The sequence below is a fragment of the Microbacterium sp. che218 genome, from assembly GCF_040436305.1.
Taxonomy (GTDB): Bacteria; Actinomycetota; Actinomycetes; order Actinomycetales; family Microbacteriaceae; genus Microbacterium; species Microbacterium algihabitans.
In genome coordinates this window covers 1,094,434-1,119,156 of the sequence record NZ_AP031501.1, presented here as the reverse complement: position 1 = coordinate 1,119,156, position 24,723 = coordinate 1,094,434, and the positions used below count along the sequence as shown (strand labels likewise).

The window sequence follows — 24,723 nt, the reverse complement described above, 5'->3', positions numbered from 1 at the left end:
AGACCCGCCCCTTTTCGTGTGCGTCGTCCGCGACGATCTGCGGGGTCACTGATCCACCGGCCTCGCGCCGGAACGTTCCGGACCCGGTTCCGGACGAACGCTCAGGAGGAGCATGCCGACCACGGCAACCGCCGCCCGTAGCTCGAGCCAGCGGCGCAGGAAGACCACGTCATCCCGACGCGACGACGAAGCCCCCGTCATCCCGATCCTCGCCCGCAAGGTGCGCGAGGTCGAGGCGAAGGCTCAGCGCGGCAAGCTCGGGCCCACCAACCGCGTCAAGTTCCAGGTGATCGCCTTCCTCGTGCGCGAAGAGCGCGCACGCGTCAAGGCCGACACCGAGATCACCGACGCCGCCCGCGCCGAGCTGCTGAAGCGCCTCGACGGGGTCGCGACGATCCTCGCCAAGACCGCCGCGCGCGACACCTCGCTGATCCAGCTGCTCGAGGTCGACGCGGCCACCTCGCCCGTCGCTCGTCGCATGCGGCGCGACTGGCTGCTGGAATCCGGCGCCGAACTGCCGCCGGACGAGCTGATCATCACCGACAACGCGCCGAAGATCACCCCCGTGGTGCCGGCGGCGCTGGCCGAGAAGCAGGTCATCCCCGCGTCGATCGAGGCGCGGCAGATGGCCAACCCCTTCCTCGCCCCCGACCTGACCCCGCGCACGAGCGGTGACGCCCCGCGCCGCCGCCTCGACGGCTGGGAGCTCATGGGCCCGCTGTACAAGGCGTTCGAGACCGGCGCCGGCGGGTCGGCCGCGAGCATGGAGCTGCCTCCCGTCCCCGAGTTCGACCGGCTCTCGCCGCGCGGGCTCGAGGTCATGCCGCACCAGTCGCGCTTCCTCGAGGCCGTGCGGCTCGGGCACCGCTCGTTCCTGCTCGCCGACGAGCCGGGCCTGGGCAAGACCGCGGAGTCGGTGCTCGCGGCATCCGTCGCCGATGCCTACCCGCTGCTGGTCGTCGTCCCCAACGTGGTCAAGATGAACTGGGCCCGTGAGGTGCAGCGGTGGACGCCGCAGCGCCGGGCGACCGTCATCTCGGGCGGCGGCGCCGACATCGACGCCTTCGCCGACATCTTCATCGTCAACTACGAGATCCTCGACCGGCACCTGTCATGGTTGTCGTCGATCGGCCTCAAGGGCGTCGTGGTCGACGAGGCGCACTTCATCAAGAACCTCACCTCGCAGCGCTCGCAGAACGTGCTGGCTCTGGCATCCCGCGTCCGTCAGCAGACCCGCGACCCGCTCATGCTGGCGCTCACGGGTACCCCGCTGATCAACGACGTCGAGGACTTCGACGCGATCTGGCGCTTCCTCGGCTGGACCAACGGCGAGAAGCCCGGTCCCGAGCTCATGGAGAAGTTGGATGCCACGGGCCTGACCCCCGCCGACAAGTCGTTCTATCCCGAGGCCCGCGAAGCCGTCATCTCGATGGGCATCGTGCGGCGCAAGAAGAAGGACGTCGCCGCCGACCTGCCCGACAAGCTGGTCGCCGACCTGCCCGTCGAGCTCGACGACGAATACGGCCGCTCGATCCGCCAAGCGGAGCGCGAACTCGGTGCCCGCCTCGCGGCGAAGTACCGCCGCATCATCGAGGCGCGCGGAGACCGCGGTCTCGCCCGCGGCGAGATCGACGAGGACATCGTGCGTCTCGTCGCCCACGGCGAGCTCGAGGAGTCCAAGGCCGCCGGCTCGGGCAGCGAGAACGTGTTCACGATGGTGCGCCGCATCGGCCAGGCCAAGGCGCACCTCGCGGCCGACTACGCCGTGCAGCTGCAGCGCTCGGTGGGCAAGGTCGTGTTCTTCGCCAAGCACATCGATGTCATGGATGCCGCCGAGGCGCACTTCAAGGCCTCGGGCCTGAAGGCCGTGTCGGTGCGCGGAGAGCAGACCTCGACCGCGCGCCAGGCCGCGATCGACGCGTTCAACAGCGACCCCGACGTGGGCATCGCCGTCTGTTCGCTCACCGCCGCCGGCGTCGGCCTCAACATGCAGGCCGCGTCGAACGTCGTGCTCGCCGAGCTGTCGTGGACGGCCGCCGAGCAGACGCAGGCGATCGACCGCGTGCACCGCATCGGCCAGGACGAGCCCGTGACCGCGTGGCGCATCATCGCCGCGCACACGATCGACACCAAGATCGCCGAGCTCATCGACTCCAAGGAGGGCCTCGCCCAGCGTGCCCTCGACGGGCTGGCGGTCGAGCCCGGATCCAGCGACTCGGTGCAGCTGTCGGCGCTCATGCACCTGCTGCGTCAGGCGCTCGGCAAGGCCTGAATCCGTCCGTCACGAACGCCCCGGTCGCTTCGGCGCCGGGGCGTTCGTGCGTTCCGGGGACGAGCCGTCGCGTCTCGCGCCGTCGTGGCTCGGGCCGTCATGGCTCGCGCCGTCGTGCGGATGCCGGCGACGACCCGCCGGGGCCGGAGCCCCGAGGGACGGCGTGTCGCGGGTGGCGTCCGCACGACGGCGGGGGCGTCGCTCGCGCGGGGCGCCGGGGCCACGGCATCCGCCCGCCCTTCGTCGCCGTGTGGCAGCCGTCCCGCCCGCGGCGATAAGGTCGAAGACGGCAACGGCGCCGACCTCCACCCGAACCACAGCACTTGAGGACTCTGCCCATGAAGATCGGCATCCTGACCAGCGGCGGCGACTGCCCCGGGCTCAACGCGGTCATCCGTGGCGTCGTGCTCAAGGGCACGACCAACTACGACATCGAGTTCGTCGGCATCCGCGACGGCTGGCGCGGCGTGGTCGACGGCGACTTCTTCCCCCTCACCCGCCACGAGGTGAAGGGTCTGTCCAAGGTCGGCGGCACCATCCTCGGCACGAGCCGCACCAACCCCTACGAGGGAGCGCGCGGCGGGGCCGAGAACATCTCGAAGACCCTGTACGGCCACCGGATCGACGGCATCCTCGCCATCGGTGGCGAAGGAACCCTGGCCGCGGCCGATCGCCTGTCGAAAGACGGCATCAACGTGCTCGGCGTGCCGAAGACGATCGACAACGACCTGCGGGCCACCGACTACTCGTTCGGGTTCGACACCGCCGTGAACATCGCGACGGATGCCATGGACCGCCTGCGCACCACCGGTGACTCCCACCAGCGCTGCATGGTGGCCGAGGTCATGGGCCGCCACGTCGGCTGGATCGCCCTGCACGCCGGCATCGCCGCCGGTGCGCACGTTATCTGCATCCCCGAGGTGCCGATGTCGATCGAGGAGATCACCGAGCAGGTCACGCGCGCGCACGACCGCGGCCGCGCGCCCCTGGTCGTGGTGTCGGAGGGCTTCAAGCTGAAGGGCATGGACGAGGCGTTCAGCGACAAGGGCCTCGACGCCTTCAACCGCCCGCGCCTCGGCGGCATCGGTGAGCAGCTCGCCCCCGAGATCGAGCGTCTCACCGGCATCGAGACCCGCTCGACCGTGCTCGGTCACATCCAGCGCGGCGGCTCGCCGTCGGGCTTCGACCGCGTGCTCGCGACGCGCCTGGGCCTGCACGCCGCCGACGCGCTGCACGAGGGCGCGTGGGGCCAGATGGTCGCGATGCGCGGCACCGACATCGTGCGCGTGCCCTTCGCCGACGCGCTCGGCGAGCTCAACAGCGTGCCCCTGTACCGCTACGAGGAGGCCGCCGCGCTGTTCGGTTGAGCCGGCTGCGTCGACGCCCCGTTCCGCCGTGTGCGGGGCGGGGCGTTGTGCTGCGCGGGGCTTCTGTGGAGGAGGGCCCGAACCTTGTCCCACTTTGTGTCACACCATGTCCCACATTCGGCTGCTCAGACGCCCTTCAGGCAGCCGAAAGTGGGACATGGTGGTGACATCGGCTCGACTTCTCGTGCGGGCGCCTGTGGACAACCGTTGAGGGGACCGCCAGAGGCGAGAAGCTGAGGGATGCCGCGTCCTCAACCTCTTCCCGGGCAGCTTCCCGAGCACTTCTCCGTCGGCGCCGCCGTCGAGCTGGGAGTAACGCGTGCTCGGCTGCGCGCCGCTGACTTGAATTCACCGTTCCATGGCATCCGATCGTCGACGACCGTTCCGCCTTCGTCTTTGATCCAGCAGTGCCTCGCGTACGCGCCGCGCCTGATGCCCTGGCAGTTCTTCAGCCATGAGACGGCGCTCGCTCTGCGGGGAGTATGCACTCCGGAGTGGCCCTATGTGCCGCAGATCCATGTTTCCGCACACCGGCCAGCGAGGGAGCCGCGGACGCAAGGAGTCGTCGGCCACCGTCTGCAAGCGCGCGCACCGGCGTTCTCCGCCGGCCCGCTCGACCTGCCGGTCGAGCACCCCGTGCGGGCGTGGAGACAGTGCGGGCGGCTCTGGCCTCTTGATGACCTGGTCGCAGCGGCCGACGCGCTCCTGAGCGGACGGCCGCCGATGGCCGACGCAGAGCAGCTGCGGTCCGAGGTCAGCGAGATGGGCGACGTTCGAGGCGGTGTTCTGTGTGCGGCGGTCGACCTCGCCCGACCCGGCGTCCGGTCGCCGAGAGAGACACGTCTGCGCCTTCTGCTGGCTCGGAACGGGCTCCCGACCCCCGAGGTCAATGCCGACATCTTCGACTCGCGTGGTGTGTTCGTCGCGGAGATCGACCTCGCCTTCCCCCGATGGATGGTCGCCGTCGAATACGACGGACGCGTCCACGCCGAGGACGAGCGGCAGTTCGCGCGGGATGCCGATCGGTGGGCCGCCATCCGGGCGGCGGGATGGGATCACGTGCGCGTGCTGAACCACCACCTGCGAGATGGAGGCGCCCCGGCCGTCGCTCTCGCCCGCGATGCGCTCGTCAGAGCCGGTTGGAGGCCGGGTCTCTCAGCGCATGTGGGCTGACGCATGTCCCGAAAAAGGTCACCTGAGCGGTGCAGAGACAGCCAAAAGTGGGACACGGTCTGCACAAATTGGGACATGGGTTGTCAACGCGAGGCTGATGGGGGCGCGCGTCGCGGCGGGGCGGCAGCGATCGCCCCCACACTCCGAACGCCCCGCCGCGCGAGGCGACGGGGCGTTCGGGGCGCGGTGGCGCGGGTCAGTCGGTGAGGCCCAGCACGTCGAGCAGCCATGCCAGCTCGAAGGCGCGCTCGCGCCAGGCGTTGTAGCGACCGCTCACGCCGCCGTGGCCGGCGACCATCTCGCACTTGAGCATCGCGTCGGCGCCGACCTCGCGCAGGCGGGCGACCCACTTCGCGGGCTCGACGTACAGCACGCGGGTGTCGTTGAGCGAGGTGACCGCGAGGATGCGGGGGTACTGCACGCCCTCGCGCACGTTCTCGTACGGCGAGTACGACTTCATGTAGGCGTAGACGTCGGCGTCGTGCAGGGGGTCGCCCCACTCGTCCCACTCGATCACCGTGAGCGGGAGCGAGGGGTCGAGGATCGTCGTGAGGGCGTCGACGAACGGCACGTCGGCCAGGATGCCGGCGAACAGCTCGGGCGCGAGGTTGGCGACGGCGCCCATCAGCAGGCCGCCCGCGCTGCCGCCCTCGGCGACGATGCGGTCGGGCGTCGTGTAGCCGGCGTCGACCAGGTGACGCCCCGCGGCGACGAAGTCGGTGAAGGTGTTGCGCTTCGCGCGCAGCTTGCCGTCTTCGTACCACTGCCGGCCCATCTCGCCGCCACCGCGCACATGCGCGACGGCGAAGACGACACCACGGTCGAGCAACGACAGGCGGGGGACCGAGAACCCGGGCTCGATCGAGTGCTCGTACGAGCCGTAGCCGTACAGGTGCACGGGCCGGGGGGTGTCGCCCGGCTCGCCGGACGACCGCTTCCACACCAGCGACACCGGAACCTGCGTGCCGTCGTCGGCGGGCGCCCACACGCGCGCCTGTCCGTAGTCGGCGGGGTCGAAGCCCCCGAGCACGGGCTGGCGCTTGCGCAGCAGCAGCTCGCCGGTCTCGATGACGTAGTCGTACACGGTGCCCGGGGTGACGAACGAGCCGTAGCCCAGACGCAGCACCGGGGGAGCGTACTCGGGGTTGCCGCCCGTGCCCACGCTGTACAGCGGCTCGTCGAAGGCGATCTCGGTCACGGCGCCGTCGGCGTACGACAGCATGCCCAGGCGGGCGAGGCCGTCGCGGCGGTAGCCGACCACGCCCCAGTCGCGGAACGTGTCGACGCCCAGCAGCCGGTGGGCGGGGTGGTGCGCGATCACGGTCTCGCGGGCCCCCTGGGGGTCGGATGCCGAGACCTTGACGAGCTCGAAGTCGAGCGCCCCGTCGTTGTGCAGGACGTAGAGCACGTCTTCGCCGTCGACCACGGCGTGCGAGGAGGAGTACTCGACGCCCTCGCGCCGCGGCCACACCACGCGGGGTTCGCCGCGGAGGTCGTCGGCGTCGAGGATCCACTCCTCGCTCGTGATCGACGAGCCCATCTCGATCATCAGGTAGCGGTCGCTGCGCGTGAAGTCGGCGCCGACCCAGTACCGGTCGTCGGGCTCGTGGAAGAGCTTCACGTCGGCATCCGTCGCCGTGCCGATCTCGTGCAGCCACACGGTGTCGGGGCGCCAGGCGTCGTCGACGGTGGTGTAGACGATGAAGCGCCCGTCGGGCGAGAAGGTCGCGCCCGAGAACGTGCCGGGGATCTCGTCGGGCAGACTCTCGCCCGTCACCAGGTCGCGCACCCGCACGGTGTAGCGCTCGTCGCCGGCGACGTCGATGCCGTACAGCATGCGCGTGCCGTCGTTCGAGATCTCGAAGCTGCCGAGCGAGAAGAACTCGGTGCCCTCGGCCTCGACGTTGCCGTCGAACAGCACCTGCTCGCCCGGGACGGGCCGGTCGGGCGACAGGGTCGGCGGCGTCCAGTCGTCGGGGGAGTCGAGGGGAGCGCGGCACTGGATGCCGTACTGCGCGCCCGCGACGGTGCGGCCGTAGTACCACCAGTCGCCGCGACGAGCGGGGACGGAGAGGTCGGTCTCGAGCGTGCGGCCCTTGATCTCGCCGAAGATCGCGTCGCGCAGCGGCCCCAGGTGCGCGGTGCGCGCAGAGGTGTAGGCGTTCTCGGCCTCGAGGTGCGAGATGACTTCGGCGTCGTCTTTGGCGCGCAACCACTCGTAGGGGTCGTCGAACGTGTCGCCGTGGTGCGTGCGCGGCGCGGGGCGGCGGGCGGCGACGGGAGGCGTGGGCTGCGAGGCGTGATCGGTCACCGTTCCACGGTAGTGCGCCCCTCCGACATCGGTCTCCGACGGCACCGGATGCCGCCGTGTCGGGCGTTTCCGAAGGGGGCTCCCCGTTCGACGCGGGGGCCGACGCCTCGGGCGGTCGCCCGCTCGCGCCCGTGCGCGTTTGACCGTCACGGCCGCCGGTGAAAGGATGTCGAGGCGACACCGATGAACAGGTGTCGAACTCCAGGTGAACTCTTCGTTCGTCGCGCCGATCCCGTCGGCATCCCTTCTTCCTTCTCACGGAAAGCGAACGGTGGAGAGCGCAGCCCTCATCATCGTGCTGGTCATCGCGCTGGCACTGTTCTTCGATTTCACCAACGGATTCCACGACACCGCGAACGCGATGGCCACGCCCATCGCCACCGGTGCGCTGAAGCCGAAGGTCGCGGTCCTGTTGGCGGCAGGCCTCAACCTGGTCGGGGCGTTCCTGTCGACCGAGGTGGCCAAGACCATCTCGGGCGGCATGATCCGCGAGGACCAGCTCAGTCCCGACATCTTCCCGCCGATCATCTTCGCGGGCCTCATCGGCGCCATCACGTGGAACATGCTCACGTGGCTGCTGGGCCTGCCGTCGAGCTCGTCGCACGCCCTCTTCGGCGGTCTGATCGGTGCGACCCTCGTGGGCGTCGGCGCCTCGGCGATCGACACCGGCGTGGTGCTGAGCAAGGTCATCCTCCCGGCGCTCATCGCGCCGCTCACGGCCGGCATCATCGCGTTCGCCGTCACCAAGATCGCCTACGGCATCACCCGGCGTTACGACATGAAGGCGGACGGTCGAGACGGCTTCCGCTGGGGGCAGATCTTCACCTCGTCGCTGGTCGCCCTGGCGCACGGCACGAACGACGCGCAGAAGACCATGGGCGTCATCACCCTCGCGCTCATCACGGTCGGCTGGCAGTCGTCGGCGAACCCCGACCCGCAGATCTGGGTCGTCTTCGCGTGCGCGATCACCATCGCGCTCGGCACCTACATGGGCGGCTGGCGCATCATCCGCACCCTCGGCAAGGGACTGACCGACGTCAAGCCGGCGCAGGGCTTCTCGGCCGAGACCTCGACCGCCGCGACGATCCTCGCCTCCAGCGCCCTCGGCTTCGCGCTGTCGACCACGCAGGTGGCATCCGGATCCGTCATCGGATCGGGCCTGGGCCGCCGCGGATCGACCGTGCGGTGGAACACCGTCGGCCGCATCATGATCGGCTGGGTGCTGACGCTCCCCGCCGCCGGTGCCGTCGGTGCCGCCGCTGCGCTGATCGTCGTCTGGCTGGGCGGATGGGGCGTCGCGGTCGACGCGGTCATCGCGGTCGTCATCGTGCTCAGCCTGTTCCTGCGTTCGCGTCGCGACTCGGTCACCTCGGCCAACGCGATGAGCGAGGTCGCCGATTCCGGCGCCGCCGTCAAGGTGCCCCGCAAGCCCGGTCCGACGCGCCGCCAGCGTCGTCTCGAGCGCGACAAGGCCGGAAAGGACGCCTGATGCTGATCAACTGGGAAGCCTTCCTCCAGGTCTTCGTCGCAGCCATCGTGGGCGCCGCGATCGTGGTGACCTTCTACTCGCTGGGTCTGCGCCTGCTCGTGACCGGCGGGCGCCCGCCCCTGGTCTCTCCGGCGGAGTTCACGGATGCCATCACCGTCATCTCCGACAAGCAGAAGCGCCGCGCCGAGAAGGCGGTGGCCAAGGCCGCCAAGAAGAACCCGCTCAGCGACGGCCAGAAGCGGCTGGCGCTCGCGGCCGCCTACGCGTGCTTCGCGGTGTGCGCCGCGGCGGTGCTGGGCGCGCTGCTGCTCATCCTCTTCAACCACTGAGCCGTCGACGCCGCGGCATCGGATGTCGGAGGCCCCTCCTAGGCTGAGCTCATGGCATCCGTGCAGTTCGGTCAGCACGCGCCCGCGGCGCGCGTGATCCTCCATCTCAGCGATACGCATCTGCTCGCCGGCGACCGGCTGCTCGGCGATCGCTACGACACCGCGCGGCACCTGCGGCGCACGCTCGAGGCCGCCGAGGCGACGGGGGTGAGACCGGATGCCGTGGTGTTCACCGGCGACCTGACAGACCTGGGCGAGCCCGAGGCCTATCGGGCGCTGCGCGCGGAGGTCGAGCCGTGGGCGGAACGCCTCGGGGCTCCCGTGGTGTGGGTAGCGGGGAACCACGACGAGCGTCCGGCGCTGCGCGAGGGACTCCTCGACGGTGAGCCGACGCAGGAGCCGGTGACCGGCGTGTGGGACCTCGGGGGGCTCCGCCTCGTCGCGCTCGACTCCACGGTGCCCGGGTGGCACCACGGCGACCTCGACGCCGCCCAGCTGGAGTGGCTGCGCGCCGAGCTGTCGACCCCGGCGCCGCTCGGCACGATCCTGGCGCTGCACCATCCGCCGCTGCCGACGCACATTCCGTTCTTCGACATCCTCGAGCTGCGCGATCAGCCGGGTCTCGCAGCGGCCATCGCGGGCAGCGACGTGCGCGCGATCCTCGCCGGTCACCTGCACTACTCGACGTCGGGCACCTTCGCCGGCGTCCCCGTGAGCGTGGCGGCTGCGTCCTGCTACACGATGGACCTCGCCCGGCCGGGCGATGCGGTGAACGGCATGGACGGTGGCAGGTCGTTCCATCTGGTGCACGTGTGGGACGACACCGTCACCCACGCCGTCGTGCCCGTGGTCGACGACGAGGCCTCCGGTTTCTTCACCCCGGAATGGACGCAGCGCATGGCGGCACTGAGCCCGGAGGAGCGGCTCGAGGCGTTCTCGCGAAAGCGTTGAGCGTGCAATAGACGCAACGGACGGTGACGGTATCGTCACATGCCGCCGTGTCCAGCGAGCCCATCGCACGGGGTCGTTAGGCTCGGAACATCCCTACTCGCCGTGACACCCACGAGGATTCCCACATGGCTTTGGACGCAATGACGCGCACCCGCACCGAGACCGATTCGCTCGGCTCGCTCGACATCCCCTCCGAGGCGTACTGGGGCATCCACACCGCCCGTGCGCAGGAGAACTTCCCGATCGCGAAGCGACCGATCTCGGTCTACCCCGACCTCGTGCGGGCTCTCGCGATGGTGAAGCAGGCGTCGGCCCGCGCCAACCGCGAGATCGGCGTGCTCGACGAGGCCAAGGCCGACCTCATCGACCGTGCCGCGCAGCGCGTGATCGACGGGGAGTTCCACGACGAATTCACGGTGGGCGTCATTCAGGGCGGCGCCGGCACGTCGACGAACATGAACGCCAACGAGGTCATCACCAACATCGCCCTCGAGATGGCGGGGCGCGAGAAGGGCGACTACGCCTTCCTGTCGCCCATCGACGACACGAACCGCAGCCAGTCGACCAACGACGTGTACCCGACGGCGATCAAGATCGGCCTCGCGCTGACGCTGCGCAGCCTTCTCGAGGAGCTCGCTCTGCTGCGGCAGTCGTTCCTGAGCAAGTCGGAGGAGTTCCACGACGTGCTCAAGGTCGGGCGCACGCAGTTGCAGGATGCCGTGCCGATGACCCTCGGCCAGGAGTTCCACGGCTTCGCTACCACCCTCGGCGAGGACTACAACCGCCTCACCGAGAACGCCTACCTGCTCTACGAGATCAACATGGGCGCGACCGCCATCGGCACCGGCATCACCGCGCACGCCGGCTACGCGAGCGCCGTGCTGCGGCACCTGCGCGCGATCACCGGCCTCGACCTCGAGACGGCCACCGACCTCGTGGAGTCCACGAGCGACACCGGCGCGTTCATGTCGTTCTCGGCATCGCTCAAGCGCAACGCCATCAAGCTGTCGAAGATCTGCAACGACCTGCGACTGCTGTCGTCCGGCCCTCAGGCCGGTCTCGGCGAGATCAACCTGCCCCCGCGTCAGGCCGGGTCGAGCATCATGCCCGGCAAGGTCAACCCGGTGATCCCCGAGGTCGTCAACCAGGTCGCGTTCTCGGTCGTCGGCGCCGACATGACCGTCACCATGGCGGTCGAGGGCGGCCAGCTCCAGCTTAACGCGTTCGAGCCGGTCATCGCGCACTCGATCTTCCAGTCGATCACCTGGATGCGCCAGGCCATGTGGACCCTGCGCGTCAACTGCGTCGACGGCATCACCGCCAACCGCGAGCGTCTGGGCGCAATGGTCGGTTCGTCGGTCGGCGTCGTGACGGCGCTGACGCCGTTCATCGGCTACGCGGCCGCGGCGGCCCTCGCCAAGACCGCGCTGCTCACGCACCGCAACGTCGCCGACCTGGTCGTGGAGGCGGGGCTGATGACCCGCGACGAGGTCATGAAGCAGATCTCGCCCGCGCGCCTGTCGGGCCTGCAGGCCGTGACGGCGGCGATCCCGATCGTCCGCGCGGCGGACAGCGTCGTCGAAGAGGACTGAGCCCGCTCACCGCGAAGGGCCGGGACGTGATCGTCCCGGCCCTTCGTCGTGCACTGTCGTGCGGAGTCGCCGTCTGCGGGGCGCCGAGCCCCGGCATCCGGAACGGACCCCGGATGCCGCGTCAGTCGAGGATGCGGCAGTGCGTGGTCAGCTCGCCGATGCCGTCGATTCCGACGGTCACGGTGGAGCGGTCGCGCAGGAAGATCTGCGGATCGCGCGAGTAGCCGGCGCCGCCCGGGCTGCCGGTGGAGATGAGGGTGCCGGGGAGCAGCGTCACCGACTCCGACAGCTTGTTGATGAGCGTCGCGACCGAACGCACCATCTGGCCGGTGCTGGCGTCCTGCACGGTGTGGCCGTCGACGACGGTCCAGATGTGCAGGTCCTGCGGGTCGGGGATCTCATCGGCGGTCACCACGAACGGACCGGTCGGGGTGAAGCCGTCGAACGACTTGCACCGCGACCACTGGGCCTCGGAGAACTGGATGTTGCGCGCGGTCACGTCGTTGACCACCGTGTAGCCCCAGACGTGGTCGAGCGCCTCGCCTTCGGGGATGTCGCGTCCCGGTCGGCCGATGATGACGCCCAGCTCGGCTTCGTAGTCGACGGCTTCGCTGAGCGAGCGCGGCCACGAGGTGGTCTCGCCGTGCGCGGTCAGGGAGTTCGGCCACAGCACGAAGACGGTGGGACCGGCGTCGGTCTTGAGCCCCAGCTCGCCGGAGTGCGCGGCGTAGTTGAGCCCCACGGCGAGAATGGAGGGGGGAGCGAGCACCGCCGAGGCGTAGCGGACGCCGTCCAGCGGATGCCGCGGAGCCGACGCTGCGGCGTCCTTCACCCGCGCCAGCAGGTCGTCGCCTCCCGCGATGAGCTGCTCGAGAGTGCTCGGGGCGCCTGTGAAGAAGTCGTCGACGAACGAGAACTCCTCGCCGTGGACGCTGACGAGACGGGGGGCTTCCGCCCCTTCCTGTGAACGGACGTGGGCGAAGCGCATGCCTCCACGCTACCGGGCCTGGCGCGGTGGCGAGGGCCGCAAGCCCCGGATGCCCTGTCGGAGGCCGCCTCTAGGCTGTGCGCATGAGCACCCCCTCGCCGCTGTCGCGTCCCGGGTCGGCGGAGGCTTCGCGCATCTCGACCGCGCCGCAGCCCGCCGTGTCCGCCGCCCCGCGCCGCACTCGACGCGGGGGAGTGGCGCTATGGATCGTCGCGGTGCTCCTCGTGCCTCTGCTGGCGCTCCTCGTGCGGTACTTCACCGGCTTCCTCGGCACCGCCGCGACCTTCATCGGGTTGATCCTGGCGGCGATCCCGTTCGTGATCGTGTGGTTCGCCGTGCGCTACATCGACCGGTGGGAGCCCGAACCGCGGCGCCTGCTCGTCTTCGCGGTGGCCTGGGGGGCGATCGCCGCCGTCACCATCGCCCTCGGCGTCGACCTCGTGGTCACGCTCCTGGTGGGCCGGCTGCCCGAGGCGTTCAGCGCCGTGGTGCAGGCTCCGATCGTCGAGGAGGTCGCGAAGGGCCTGGGCGTGCTGCTCATCTTCGCGTTCGCGCGCCGTGCGTTCGACGGACCCGTCGACGGCATCGTCTACGGCGCGTTGATCGGCGCGGGCTTCGCGCTCACCGAGAACGTGCAGTACTTCGCCATCAGCTACCTCGAGGGTGGGCCGGGGCAGGTCGCCACGACGTTCTTCCTGCGTGCGGTGCTCTCGCCGTTCGCGCACGTCATGTTCACCAGCCTCACCGGATTCGCGTTCGGACTCGCCGCGCGTCGCGGGCTGCGCACCGGCGCGGCGCTGGGCTACGGCATCCCGGGTCTGATCGGGGCGATCGTGCTGCACGCCCTGTGGAACGGCTCGGCCACCTTCTTCGACTTCTTCGAGATCTACGCCGCCCTGCAGGTGCCGCTGTTCGTGCTGTTCATCCTGGGCGTCCTGGCGCTGCGTCGGGAGGAGTCGCGACTCACCCGCGCCCGGCTCGGCGAATACGCAGCCGCGGGGTGGTTCACCCCTCAGGAAGTGGACATGCTCGCGACCGGGCCGGGGCGGAGGTCTGCGCTCGCGTGGGCACGCACGTTGCCGGGCGACCGGTCGCCGGTGATGAAGTCGTTCATCACGGATGCCACGGCGCTCGCCGCCGCTCGCCAACGGGCGATCTCGGGGCGCGATCCTCATGCGGCCGCGGCCGAACGCTATCTGCTCGAGCGCACGACGGCGGCGCGCGCGACCCTGCTCTCGCGCTGAGATCGACCGACGTGGCCGATGTCACCCGCCGGGGGTCTTGACACCGTCCGAGCTCGGGAGCACCATCGTCGTAGGCCAACTCAGCGCCCGGGAGACACGCAGGCATCGCCGCGGCACCGGGCGCTGAGTCTTTGTCCAGGGGCTTCGCCGATCGGTTCGGCGTGCTTGGATGGATGCATGACTGATCGCACCAAGCCGGAGTTCGACGCTCCCAGCGGCCCCGCCCCCTCCGACCTCGTCATCCGCGACATCATCGTCGGCGACGGCGACGAGGCCAAGCCCGGTGACACCGTCACCGTGCACTATGCCGGTGTCGAGTACGAGTCGGGCGAAGAGTTCGACTCGTCGTGGGGCCGTGGCGAGAGCATCCAGTTCCCCCTGCGCGGCCTGATCCAGGGCTGGCAGGACGGCATCCCGGGCATGAAGGTCGGCGGACGCCGCGAGCTGGTCATCCCGCCGCACCTCGCCTACGGTCCGGCCGGAGGACACTTCCTCGGCGGCAAGACCCTCATCTTCATCATCGACCTGCTCAAGGTCGGCTGACCTTCCGTTCGTCACCGGACGTTCACGAACCCGAGGGGGCTGCGGCCTTCTCGGGTTCGTCATTTTCCACGATCGTGGAATACATTCGTGTGAATGGGAGTTGGCCCTCGTCAGGACGCCGAAACGGCTCCCCAGATCTCAAGGAGTGACATGACCGACACCACCGCCCTCGACATCCCCGGCTACAAGACCGGCACCTGGGTCCTCGACCCGAGCCACAGCGAGGTCACCTTCTCGGTGCGCCACATGATGATCTCGAAGGTGCGCGGCACCTTCGGCGTCAAGAGCGCCACCATCGTCGCCCCCGAGAACCCCCTCGAGGCCACCGTCGAGGCGTCGGTCGACGTCACCTCGGTCGACACCAAGGACGAGGGTCGCGACCAGCACCTCCGTTCGGCCGAGTTCTTCGACATCGAGACCTACCCGACGATGGACTTCCGCTCCACCGGCGTTCGCCTCGAAGACGGCGACTTCCTCGTCGACGGCGACCTGACCATCCGCGGCATCACCAAGCCCGCCACCTTCTCGCTCGACTTCGGTGGCTTCGGCACCGACCCGTGGGGCAACTACAAGGCCGGCGCGACCGCCAAGACGGTCATCAACCGCGAGGACTTCGGCCTCACCTGGAACGCGGCCCTCGAAAAGGGCGGCGTGCTCGTCGGCAAGGACGTCACCATCGAGCTCGACCTGCAGCTCTCGCTCCAGGCGTGATCTTCACGAGGGTCCGGATGCCGCGGCATCCGGGCCCTCGTCGTTTCCGTGCGGTCCCGGATGCCATGGCATCCGGGACCGTCGTCGTCTCGGGGTTGGTGCGTCAGACGTGCGCTCGGCGGGGGAGCCGGATCCGCTGCTGCACCAGCAGGATGCCGAGGAACACGACGGCGGCGCCGACCGGTTCGTTCCAGCTGATGGTCTCGCCCAGCACGATGATGCCCAGAGCGACGCCGACGACGGGCGTGATGTAGGTGACGGTCGACGCCCGCGTGGGGCCCCAGGCGCGCAGCGTGTTCTGGTTCCAGACGTAGGCGACGCCGGTACCGAGCACGCCGAGGGCCACGATGCTCGCCACGACGGGCAGGTCGAGGCGGGGCGGCTCGGCCAGGATGAACGGCGACAGCAGCACCATGAGCGCGGCGGCGGGAGCGATGTAGCCGAAGGCGAAGGCCACGCCCGAGAGGCCGCTGTCGCCGAGGAAGCGCCGCATGTAGGCGAGGCTGAAGCCGTAGCAGGCGGTGGCGCCGAGCAGCGCGAGTTGGGCGACGGTGCTGTCGCCGACCTCGCCGACGGCCCCGGGGGCGATGATGATCGCCACGCCCGCGATGCCGACGCCGATGCCCACGAGCTGACCGACGCGGAGCTTCTCGACGCGGAACACCGCCCACGCCATCACCGCCGTCATGATGGGCGTGGTGGCGTTGAAGATGCTCGCCAGGCCCGACGACACGTGCTGCTCGGCCCACGCGAACAGCAGGAACGGCACGACGCAGAACGACACCGACAAGACGCACAGGTGCGCCCAGACGCGCAGGGTGCGGGGGAGTCGTTCGCGGCGGATCGCCACGATCGCCGCGAGGGCGAGGGCTCCGAACAGCAGTCGGCCGCCCGCGACCTGCGCGGGGGTCATTCCGGTGAGCGCGACGGCGATGAAGAGGAAGCTCGACCCCCACACGATGCCCGTGAGCACGAACTGCACGGTGATCGAGATGGGGGAGGGAGCGGGGGTGGATGCCACGGAGCTGACACTACGGCCGACCACCGACATCGCGTGGGCCGGTCGGCTGCGACGGCCGAAATCCGCCGACGATCGGCAGACGCACGTCGGGCGTCCCTCTCACGCATCAACGCGATCCAGCGCATAAACGCAAGGAGAGCGCGTTTATGCGTGCCGATCGCGTTCATGCGTGGCTGTCGCGGGCGGCCTTGCGCGCTCTCGGTGCCGGCGGAGCGGGGAGCGGGGGCGCCTTGCGGCATCGCGGGCCGCGCGTCAGGGCTGCGGGTCGAGGGCGTCGTACGCCCGGAACCGCGGCGTGAACCGCACCAGCGTGCCGACGAGGCCGAGGATGACGATCCCGCCGAACAGGGGCGGAACCCACAGGGCCGTCAGCGTGGCCAGGGTGCCGGCGTACAGGGCTCCGATGCGCGGGCCGCCCGCCACCACGACGACAAAGATGCCCTGCAGTCGCCCCCGCATGGCATCCGGAACTGCCGCTTGCATCATGGTCGACCGATAGATCGCGCTGACGTTGTCGGCCGCACCCGACACCGCGAGCACGAGCGCCGCGAGCACGATCAGCAGTACCGCCCCGTGCTCTTCGCCGGTGTCGGCGGGGCGCGCCCAGCCCAGGGTCGCGGCCAGGAGCACGACGCCGAACGCGGCGATCGACAGCCCGTACACCTGGATCGCGCGTTCGATGCCGAGACCCTGACGACGCACGCGACCGATCGGGCCCGAGAACAGGCTCGAGAAGAACGCCCCCGCCGCGACCGCCGCGGTGAGGACACCCGTGGTGATCGCCCCACCGCCGAGGAGGACCGCGCCGATCGCCGGGAACAGCGCCACGGGCTGGCCGAAGGTCATCGCGATGATGTCGAGCACGTACTGCAGGCGGATGTTCGGCGCGCGGCGCAGGAAGCGCATGCCGTCGCGGAGCGACTCGAGACCGGGCCGCACGATCTCGCCCTCGGGGCGGAGCTTGGGCAGCGACCACAGCCCGAGGAAGAGCGAAGTCATGAGCAGCACGTCGAGCGAGTAGGTCCACGCGTACCCCGCGAACGCAACCAGGACGCCGGCGAGGGCCGGGCCCGCCATGACCATGATCCCCACCGTCACACCCTGCAGCGCCGCGGCTGCGGGCAGCAGGTCGCGCGAGATCAGACGCGGGGTGATCGCCGACTTGGTCGCCATGACGATCGAGTTCGCCGCGGAATTCACCACGCTCAGCACGAACAGCCACGCCACGGTCTCGAGGCCGGTCCACGCGAGCACCGCCAGCAACGCCGTCGAGACGAAGGTGACCACGGCCGCGAGCAGCGCCACGGTGCGTCGATCGAACGCGTCGGCGAGCATCCCGCCGTACAGGCCCGCGACGATCATGGGCAGCAGCCCCGCCACGGCGATCATCGACACGGCGAGGGTGCTCTGGGTGAGCTCGAACACGTGCAGCATGACGGCGACGACCGTGAGCTGACCGCCGAGGCCGGCGAGCGTCGACCCGACCCACAGGCGCGCGAACGCGGGAGAGGTGGTCAGGGGACGGATGTCGATGAAGGCGCTCTGGCGCACGCTCATGCGTCGACCTCGATCCGCTTGATGCGAGCGGAGTGGCCGCGCAGGATCTCGACGTCGCGCGGGGCCACCGCGAAGTGGGCGGCCAGGGCCCTCACGACGCCGTCGTTGGCCGCACCGTCGACGGCGCGCTCGCGGACGTGGACCACGAGCCCGTCGGCGGTGTCTTCGACGAGGGGGCCGCGCCGGCTTCCGGGTTTGACGCGGACGGTGAGCTGCACGGATCGAGGCTACGCCAGGCCTCCGACACCGTCGGTCGCGTGCGGCGTCGGATTCGCGGCATCCGGAGCCCCTCGAAGAGCACGCTGCGGGGCCGGGCTCGAGCGTCGCCGACCGGTGCGGTCTCGGCATCCGGATGCTGGTAGACTCATGCGGTTGCCGTTCGATCGGCCGCGGATAAAGAGAGCTCGCACATCGTGTGACGGGCGCCGCGCAATGAGAAGGAAGGGGATCCCATCTATGGCACTCGAAGCAGACGTCAAGAAGGCGATCATCGAAGAGTACGCGACGCACCCCGGTGACACCGGATCCCCCGAGGTGCAGGTCGCGATGATGACGCAGCGCATCAAGGACCTCACCGAGCACCTCAAGATCCACAAGCACGACCACCACTCGCGCCGTGGACTCTTCCTGCTCGTCGGTCAGCGCCGTCGCCTGCTGGGTTACCTGCAGGACGTCGACATCAACCGTTACCGCTCGCTCATCGAGCGTCTCGGTCTGCGTCGCTAATCGCACCAGCGTTCTATCGCGCAAAACATTCTTGGAAGGCCGCCCCACGGTGTGGGGCGGCCTTCGTCATTCCCGGATGCGGGGAGAGTGTCTCTGAGTCTGTCGAAGCGGCCGGTGGCTTCGACAGGCTCAGCCACCTGGGTTTGCTAAGGGGTGGGTGGCTTCGACGGGCTCAGCCACCTGGGGGTTCGCAGACGGGGTTCAGGATGCCGTGCGGGCGGCGACCAGGTCGGGGTGCCAACGCTCGGCCACGTCGGGGTGGGCGCGCAGCCGCGACTTGAGCGCGTTCTCGCCGTAGGTCGCGTGGATGGGGTTCGACGGGTCCTGCGAGACGCCGCGGGCGTCGGCGGCGAGCTCGGCGGGCAACTCGATGATCGGCAGGCGCGCGTCGAGGGCCGGGTTGAAGAAGAACGGCACCGAGATGCGCTCGTCGGGGAACCGGGGCGAGATCACGCGGTGGTTCGTCGCGGTGAGGTAGCCCTGCGTGGCGTACTCGAGCAGCTCGCCGATGTTGACGACGAACGCGCCCGGGACCGGGGGAGCGTCGACCCACTCGCCGTCGCGCTCCACCTGCAGGCCGCCCTTTCCGGGCTCGACCCAGAGCAGGGTGAGAACGCCCGAGTCCTTGTGGGCGCCGACCCCTTGCTGGGGCGTGGGGTCGTTCTTGCCGGGGTAGCGGACGATCTTGATGAGGGTCTGCGGGTCGCCGAAGTGGCGGTCGAAGTACTGCTCCTCGGCGCCGAGCGCGAGGGCCCAGGCGCGCAGCAGCTTGCGGGCGATGCCGGTGAGGTGATCGTGCCACTCGGCCACGACCTCCTGCAGCTCGGGCTGGGCGGCGGGCCACAGGTTGGGCCCCACGAGACGGTTGTAGCCGGGGCCGTCGGGGTCGGTCACGGGCTCGCGCTCGGGGCCGATGTCGATCTGCTCGCGCCAGTCCACGCGGCCCTGCGTCAGCTCGCCGCCGACGCGGGTGTAGCCGCGGAAATGCGGGCTCGTGACGTTCTCGATCGACAGCTTCTCGGCCTCGGGCAGGGCGAAGAAGTCCTTCGCGGCCTGCAGTAGGCGCTCCTCGAGGGCGGGGCTCACGCCCGTGCCGGTGAGGTAGAAGAATCCGACGTCGTGCGTCGCGGCGCGCAGCTCGTCGCGGAACCGGGCGGCGGCATCCGGCCCCTGGTCGAGGAGCGAGAGGTCGAGGACGGGGAGATTGAGCTCGGACATGGGTCGAGGCTAGATCGGCGCGAGATGGCGCGCGCGAATGTTGCCGCGGGTTACTTCCGGGGCTCCGAGGGCGACTCGGAGGTGCGCGAATCGACGAATGTGCGTAATCTGTCACAGTCAGGTGAGGCTGTCCTTACTTGATCCGCACCGTCGCGGCCCCGTCCTCTCACGAAAGTCGGAACACCCGCCCGTGCTTGCCAGCTTCTTCGCCACCTTCCTCATCGGCCTCCGCGAAGGGCTCGAGGCCGCGCTCGTCGTCGGCATCCTCGTGGCCTACCTCACGCGCGTCGGCCGGCGCGACGCGCTGCCGAAGCTGTGGACCGGAGTGGGCCTGGCGATCGCGCTCGCGCTCGCCATCGGCGCCGCGTTCACCTTCAGCGCCTACATGCTCACCTTCGAGGCGCAGGAGCTGCTCGGCGGCGGACTGTCGCTGCTCGCCGTGGCGATGGTCACCTGGATGATCTTCTGGATGCAGAAGGCCGGCCGCACGATGAAGTCGGGCCTCGAGGGCGGCGTCGACAAGGCGCTGCGCGGGGGCGTCTGGGCGCTCGTCGCGATCGGGTTCGTCTCGGTCGCCCGCGAGGGCGTCGAGACGACGCTGTTCCTGTGGGCCATGGTGCAGTCGTTCCAGGACCAGGCGATCGCGCTGATCGGCGCCGTCATCGGCCTCGGCGTCGCCGCGGTGCTCGGATGGTTCATCGCCCGTGGCATGCTGCGCCTCAACCTCGGCCGCTTCTTCACCTGGAGTGGGGGCTTCCTCGTCGTCGTGGCCGCGGGCGTGCTGGCCTACGCCTTCCACGACCTGCAGGAGGCCGGTGCGCTGCCCGGTCCGTTCGGGGCCGGCGCTCCCGTCGATCCCGCGACCGGACTCGTCGCGATCGGCTGGGCGGGTCTTCCCTTCGGCTGGGCGTTCGACGTCTCCGCCGTGATCGCGCCCGACAGTGCGCTCGCCGCGCTCCTGCAGGCCACCGTCGGCTTCATGCCGAAGATGACGTGGCTGCAGGTGATCGCGTGGGTGGTCTACATCGCCGTGGTCGTGCCGTTGTTCATCCGCGGCGTCCGCGGCAACCGGCGTCCGCGCGCCGCACAGGCCGCTGCGACCGCGTCGGTTCCGGCCGCCCCCGCGTCCACAGCCTCGCCCACCGCCGCGGCATCGCCGACCGCCCCCGTCGCGCGGACCACGTCGACCGCGACCCCCGCCACGTCCTGACCCTTCTTCCGCGTGCGCTGATCGCCGCGGCATCCGCCCCACATCCGAACGGAGCACCCATGAATTCGACACGCCTCCTCGCGGCCACGGCCGTGGCCGGCGCGGCCGTCCTCGCCCTCTCGGGCTGCGTCGCCAAGGCCGACGCGGCCGCCGGGGGAGCGCTCGCCGTCACCTCGACCGCGGACGACTGCGCGGTGTCGGCGAGCACCGCGCCCAGTGGCACCGTCGCGTTCGACATCGCGAACAAGAGCGACCAGGTCACCGAGTTCTACCTGCTGGCCTCCGACGGCCTGCGCATCGTCGGCGAGGTCGAGAACGTCGCCCCGGGAGCCTCGCGCACCCTCACGGTCGTCGCCCAGCCCGGTGACTACTTCACCCTCTGCAAGCCCGGCATGGTCGGCGACGGCGTCGGCAAGAAGAGCTTCACCGTGACGGGTGACGCGGTCGCGGTCGAGGGGCCGGATGCCGAGCAGAAGAAGCAGGCCGTCGACCTCTACGCCGCGTTCGTGAAGGACCAGACGGGGCAGCTCCTCCCCGCCGTGCAGAGCTTCACCGCCGCCTACGAGTCGGGCGACGACGCGACCGCCCGCGAGCAGTTCCCGCGCGTGCGGGCGTTCTACGAGCGCATCGAGCCGATCGCGGAGGCGCTGGGCGACCTCGACCCGCGCATCGACTACCGCGAGGTCGACGCGGTCGCCGAGGGCCTGGAGTGGACCGGTTTCCACCGCATCGAGAAGGACCTGTGGGTTCCCGCGCAGGACGCGCTCAACGCCGACGGCGAGACGCCCGCGTGGAAGGACTGGGCGCCCTCGACGCCGGCCGAGCGCGCGACGTACGGCGACAAGCTGATCGCCGACACGCAGGAGCTGTACGACTACGTGCACTCCGACACCTTCACGCAGACCCTGGAGGACCAGGGCGTGGCGGGCATCTCGAACGGCGCGATCGCGCTGCTCGACGAGGTCGCGACCGGCAAGATCAGCGGTGAAGAGGACTGGTGGTCGGGAACCGACCTCAACGACTTCGCCGCCAACGTCGAGGGCTCGAAGATGGCCTTCTCGCTCGTGCGCGACTTCGCCGAGTCGAAGGGCGACAAGGGCGCCGAGCTCGTCACCCGCATCGACGCCGGGTACGCCGACCTCGAGGCGGCACTGGCGAAGTACGGCTCGCTCGACGCCGGCTTCGTTCCCTACAGCCAGGTCACCGAGGCCGACAAGCGCGAGCTCACCGACCTCATCAACGCCCTCGCCGAGCCGCTGTCGCAGCTGACGGTCACGATCCTGGAGTGAGCATGAGCGACGCCGAGAACACTGCCGACGAGAAGGCTCCGGATGCCGGCGGCCTGTCCCGCCGCGGGCTGATGGGGCTGGCGCTGGGCGCCGGCGCCACGGGACTCGTCGTGGGCGCGGGCGGCGGCCTCGTCGGCGGGCAGGCGTTCGCGCGCGAGCAGCAGAAGGCGGGGATGGATGCCGCGGCGGCGACGGGCGGCATCCATCAGCCCGGGATCACGACGGAAGTGCAGGAGCACCTGCACTTCGCGTCGTACGACATGATGGCGCGCACCACCCGCGACGATCTGGCCGAGCTGCTGTCGGACTGGACGTACGCGGCCACCCGCATGATGCAGGGACTCGAGGTGAGCGCGAGCGGCGCCGTCAACGGCTCGCCCGAGGCCCCGCCCGACGACACCGGCGAGGCGCTCGGCCTGCCCGCGAGCAACCTCACGATCACCTTCGGCTTCGGTCCCTCGCTGTTCGACCAGCGCTTCGGCCTCGAGGGGCAGAAGCCCGCGGGGCTCGAGAGGCTCCCGGCCTTCCTCGGCGACGACCTCGACCCGCTCCGCTCCGACGGCGACCTGTGCATCCAGGCGTGCGCCGACGACCCCCAGGTCGCCGTGCACGCGATCCGCAACCTCAGCCGCATCGCCTTCGGGCGCGCAACCATCCGGTGGTCGCAGCTCGGATTCGGCCGCACCTCGAAGACCACGGCCGATCAGTCCACGCCGCGCAACCTGTTCGGCTACAAGGACGGAACGGCCAACATCCTCGCCGACGACACGGCCGCTCTCGACGAGAACGTGTGGGTGTCGGCATCCGAGGGTCCGGCGTGGCTCGCGGGCGGGTCGTACCTCGTCGCGCGTCGCATCGCGATGCTCATCGAGACCTGGGACCGCACACGCCTCGCCGAGCAGGATCGCGTCGTCGGGCGCGACAAGGCGAACGGCGCCCCGCTGTCGGGAGGCGACGAGTTCGCCGCGCCCGACTTCTCGGCCGTCGGGGCGACGGGCAAGCCCGCAATCGACGCGCGCAGTCACGTGCGGCTCGCGCATCCCGACATGAACGGCGGCATCCGCATCCTCCGCCGCGGCTACAACTTCGTCGACGGCACGACCGACCTCGGACGCCTCAACGCGGGGCTGTTCTTCCTGTCGTTCCAGAAGAGCCCCGACCGCTTCATCACCCTGCAGAAGGCCCTGGCGACGGATGCCATGGGCGAATACCTGCGCCACGTGGGCTCGGGACTGTGGGCCGTGCCGCCCGCCGCCCCGTCCGGCACCTCGATCGGCGCGGGGCTGCTCGGGGCGTAGAGGCGGCTGAGCGGTCGCGGGGGTCCGGTTCGCAGGTGGCTGAGCTTGTCGAAGTCACCGGGCGTCTGCGCGTTCCGGTCGGCAGGTGGCTGAGCTTGTCGAAGCCACCGGGCGTCTGCGCGTTCCGGTCCCTTCGACAGGCTCAGGGACCTGGGTAGGTAGGTGGCTGAGCTTGTCGAAGCCACCGGGCGCGCGCGGGGTCCGGTCCCTTCGACAGGCTCAGGGACCTCGGTAGGTAGGTGGCTGAGCTTGTCGAAGTCACCGGGTCCCTTCGACCGGCTCAGGGACCTCGCTGGGATGCCGCGGGCTCGCGGCCGACGCCGAGCGCGCGATCGCGGAACAGCCACGGCATCCGGGGCTCGACGAGCGGGCGGAAGACGCGCCGCACCGGGCGGCTCGACAGGGCCACGGCGATGCCGACGCTGGCGAGCACGGCGACCGGGATCCACACCCACATCGGCTCGAGCCCTCGCAGCACCCCCGACTGGCGGAGCGGGTAGAGCACGAACGTGTGCAGCAGGTAGACGTACATCGTGGAACGTCCGAGATGCGTCCACCGGGTCTCGCGGCGCGGGATCAGCACGAGGAACGCCGCCATCAGCACGAGCGCGAGGGCGATGATCGCCAGGCGCGCGGCGCCCGCCCACCACTGCGGGGCGTCGAGATCGACGTAGGCGTCGACGAAGAAGAACCACGTTCCCAGGCGCAGGTCCTGCCACGTGTCGACGAACACGAAGGCGAGCACGCCGGCTCCCGCGAGGATGCCTGCGGCGGTGACCCGCATCCACGCGGGGCGGCTGGCGAGCAGGCCGAGGCGTGCGACGACGTCGCGCTCGCGCAGCCACCATCCGAGGGTGAAGAACGGCAGCAGGCCGAGGAAGCGGGAGACCGAGAAGGTCGAGTCGATGCTCGGCAGGTATCCCGCGGCGACCGAGATCGCCAGTGCCCAGACGACGGGGGCGCGCAACAGGGCCAGATACGGCAACGCGACGCGGAACAGCGCGAGCGCGAGCAGGAACCACAGGGTCCACGACGGTTGGGCCGGGTCGAGGTTCGTGCGGCCGGTGACGGCGAACTGCACGATCGTCCACAGGGCCTCGAAGATCACGTACGGCGCGATGAGATCGGTGAACACGCGCGCCATACGCCGCCGCGTGGGCTCGGCCGCCGACGAGAAGTAGCCCGAGACGAGGGCGAACAGCGGCATGTGGAACGCATAGACGAGCAGGTACAGTGCCTCCGCGGCATCCGAGTCGTAGGTGAGGCGCTGGATCGCGTGTCCGAGCACGACGAGCACGATCGCGGCGAAGCGGGCGTTGTCCCAGAAGGGCACGCGCGAGGTCGCGGGGGTGGGGGTCACGGCATCCGTCATCCGGGGCGACGTTAGCCGCGCGCATCGTGCGGGTCGACGGGGGCGGTTTCCGGATGCCGATG

Annotated in this window: 21 protein-coding genes; 14 read left to right on the top strand and 7 right to left on the bottom strand. The window is 70.2% G+C overall.

From position 1 onward, the window contains the following. The first annotated feature begins 112 nt into the window (after nt 1-112). From ABXS86_RS05310 to ABXS86_RS05300, 3 genes are all read left to right on the top strand, one after another. A complete protein-coding gene (locus tag ABXS86_RS05310) occupies nt 113-2,272 on the top strand; it encodes a DEAD/DEAH box helicase (RefSeq protein WP_353665852.1) in 2,160 nt (719 codons plus the stop codon). Between the two features lie 338 nt (nt 2,273-2,610). After that, nucleotides 2,611-3,639, top strand: coding sequence for a 6-phosphofructokinase (locus ABXS86_RS05305; RefSeq protein WP_144828417.1), 1,029 nt, complete (start codon nt 2,611-2,613; stop codon nt 3,637-3,639). A 240-nt stretch (nt 3,640-3,879) separates the two neighbouring features. Continuing rightward, the gene (locus ABXS86_RS05300; protein ID WP_353665851.1) at nt 3,880-4,812 is read left to right on the top strand and encodes a hypothetical protein; all 933 of its coding nucleotides are present in this window, start codon (nt 3,880-3,882) and stop codon (nt 4,810-4,812) included. A 196-nt stretch (nt 4,813-5,008) separates the two neighbouring features. On the opposite strand, the gene ABXS86_RS05295 is transcribed toward ABXS86_RS05300, so the two are convergent. Continuing rightward, the gene (locus ABXS86_RS05295) at nt 5,009-7,123 is read right to left on the bottom strand and encodes a S9 family peptidase (RefSeq protein ID WP_353665850.1); all 2,115 of its coding nucleotides are present in this window, start codon (nt 7,121-7,123) and stop codon (nt 5,009-5,011) included. A 271-nt stretch (nt 7,124-7,394) separates the two neighbouring features. On the opposite strand from ABXS86_RS05295, the gene ABXS86_RS05290 reads away from it, so the two are divergent. The 4 genes from ABXS86_RS05290 to ABXS86_RS05275 all read left to right on the top strand — a co-directional run bounded on the left by ABXS86_RS05290 (nt 7,395) and on the right by ABXS86_RS05275 (nt 11,484). Continuing rightward, entirely contained in the window at nt 7,395-8,612 is a 1,218-nt protein-coding gene (locus ABXS86_RS05290; protein ID WP_353665849.1) for an inorganic phosphate transporter, read from the top strand. Continuing rightward, nucleotides 8,612-8,941 (top strand): peptidase, encoded by a 330-nt coding sequence (locus ABXS86_RS05285; RefSeq protein WP_307210047.1) that lies wholly within the window; start codon nt 8,612-8,614, stop codon nt 8,939-8,941. Before ABXS86_RS05290 ends, ABXS86_RS05285 begins: the two co-directional genes overlap by 1 nt. A 51-nt stretch (nt 8,942-8,992) precedes the next feature. Then, the gene (locus ABXS86_RS05280; RefSeq protein ID WP_307210049.1) at nt 8,993-9,892 is read left to right on the top strand and encodes a phosphodiesterase; all 900 of its coding nucleotides are present in this window, start codon (nt 8,993-8,995) and stop codon (nt 9,890-9,892) included. A 125-nt stretch (nt 9,893-10,017) separates the two neighbouring features. Continuing rightward, nucleotides 10,018-11,484 carry an aspartate ammonia-lyase gene (locus tag ABXS86_RS05275; protein WP_307210051.1) on the top strand — a complete coding sequence of 489 codons (1,467 nt, stop codon included), beginning with the start codon at nt 10,018-10,020 and terminating at the stop codon, nt 11,482-11,484. A 121-nt stretch (nt 11,485-11,605) separates the two neighbouring features. Here ABXS86_RS05275 and ABXS86_RS05270 read toward each other — a convergent pair whose 3' ends face one another. Next, entirely contained in the window at nt 11,606-12,472 is an 867-nt protein-coding gene (locus tag ABXS86_RS05270; protein WP_353665848.1) for a fumarylacetoacetate hydrolase family protein, read from the bottom strand. Nucleotides 12,473-12,555: 83 nt separating this feature from the next. Here ABXS86_RS05270 and ABXS86_RS05265 point away from each other — a divergent pair, with 83 nt between their 5' ends. The 3 genes from ABXS86_RS05265 (at nt 12,556) to ABXS86_RS05255 (ending at nt 14,970) form a co-directional block, all read left to right on the top strand. After that, nucleotides 12,556-13,716: a PrsW family intramembrane metalloprotease gene (locus tag ABXS86_RS05265; protein ID WP_353665847.1), complete on the top strand. Its 1,161-nt coding sequence runs from the start codon at nt 12,556-12,558 to the stop codon at nt 13,714-13,716. A gap of 177 nt (nt 13,717-13,893) precedes the next feature. After that, nucleotides 13,894-14,259, top strand: coding sequence for an FKBP-type peptidyl-prolyl cis-trans isomerase (locus tag ABXS86_RS05260; protein WP_013583439.1), 366 nt, complete (start codon nt 13,894-13,896; stop codon nt 14,257-14,259). Between the two features lie 150 nt (nt 14,260-14,409). Further along, the gene (locus tag ABXS86_RS05255) at nt 14,410-14,970 is read left to right on the top strand and encodes a YceI family protein (RefSeq protein ID WP_251504046.1); all 561 of its coding nucleotides are present in this window, start codon (nt 14,410-14,412) and stop codon (nt 14,968-14,970) included. A 103-nt stretch (nt 14,971-15,073) separates the two neighbouring features. Here the strand turns inward: ABXS86_RS05255 and ABXS86_RS05250 are convergent, their stop codons facing one another. From ABXS86_RS05250 to ABXS86_RS05240, 3 genes are all read right to left on the bottom strand, one after another. Next, complete coding sequence (locus ABXS86_RS05250; protein WP_353665846.1) at nt 15,074-15,991, bottom strand: DMT family transporter; 918 nt, start codon at nt 15,989-15,991, stop codon at nt 15,074-15,076. A gap of 252 nt (nt 15,992-16,243) precedes the next feature. Continuing rightward, the gene (locus ABXS86_RS05245) at nt 16,244-17,548 is read right to left on the bottom strand and encodes an MFS transporter (RefSeq protein WP_307210068.1); all 1,305 of its coding nucleotides are present in this window, start codon (nt 17,546-17,548) and stop codon (nt 16,244-16,246) included. Next, nucleotides 17,545-17,766 (bottom strand): DUF167 domain-containing protein, encoded by a 222-nt coding sequence (locus ABXS86_RS05240; RefSeq protein ID WP_353665845.1) that lies wholly within the window; start codon nt 17,764-17,766, stop codon nt 17,545-17,547. The genes ABXS86_RS05245 and ABXS86_RS05240 overlap by 4 nt, the downstream gene beginning before the upstream one ends. Before the next feature lie 238 nt (nt 17,767-18,004). Between ABXS86_RS05240 and rpsO the strand changes: the two genes are divergently transcribed. Beyond that, nucleotides 18,005-18,274, top strand: a complete 270-nt coding sequence (rpsO, locus tag ABXS86_RS05235) for a 30S ribosomal protein S15 (protein ID WP_013583433.1) — start codon at nt 18,005-18,007, stop codon at nt 18,272-18,274. Between the two features lie 201 nt (nt 18,275-18,475). Here rpsO and ABXS86_RS05230 read toward each other — a convergent pair whose 3' ends face one another. After that, nucleotides 18,476-19,492, bottom strand: a complete 1,017-nt coding sequence (locus ABXS86_RS05230; protein ID WP_353665844.1) for an isopenicillin N synthase family dioxygenase — start codon at nt 19,490-19,492, stop codon at nt 18,476-18,478. Between the two features lie 190 nt (nt 19,493-19,682). On the opposite strand from ABXS86_RS05230, the gene efeU reads away from it, so the two are divergent. The 3 genes from efeU to efeB are packed head-to-tail and all read left to right on the top strand — an operon-like array spanning nt 19,683 to nt 23,289. Then, entirely contained in the window at nt 19,683-20,702 is a 1,020-nt protein-coding gene (gene efeU, locus ABXS86_RS05225) for an iron uptake transporter permease EfeU (protein WP_307210078.1), read from the top strand. Between the two features lie 59 nt (nt 20,703-20,761). Beyond that, the gene (gene efeO, locus ABXS86_RS05220) at nt 20,762-21,991 is read left to right on the top strand and encodes an iron uptake system protein EfeO (protein WP_353665843.1); all 1,230 of its coding nucleotides are present in this window, start codon (nt 20,762-20,764) and stop codon (nt 21,989-21,991) included. Between the two features lie 2 nt (nt 21,992-21,993). Continuing rightward, a complete protein-coding gene (gene efeB, locus ABXS86_RS05215; protein WP_307214045.1) occupies nt 21,994-23,289 on the top strand; it encodes an iron uptake transporter deferrochelatase/peroxidase subunit in 1,296 nt (431 codons plus the stop codon). A 280-nt stretch (nt 23,290-23,569) separates the two neighbouring features. Here efeB and ABXS86_RS05210 read toward each other — a convergent pair whose 3' ends face one another. After that, a complete protein-coding gene (locus ABXS86_RS05210; protein ID WP_353665842.1) occupies nt 23,570-24,661 on the bottom strand; it encodes an acyltransferase family protein in 1,092 nt (363 codons plus the stop codon). Nucleotides 24,662-24,723 lie beyond the last annotated feature (62 nt).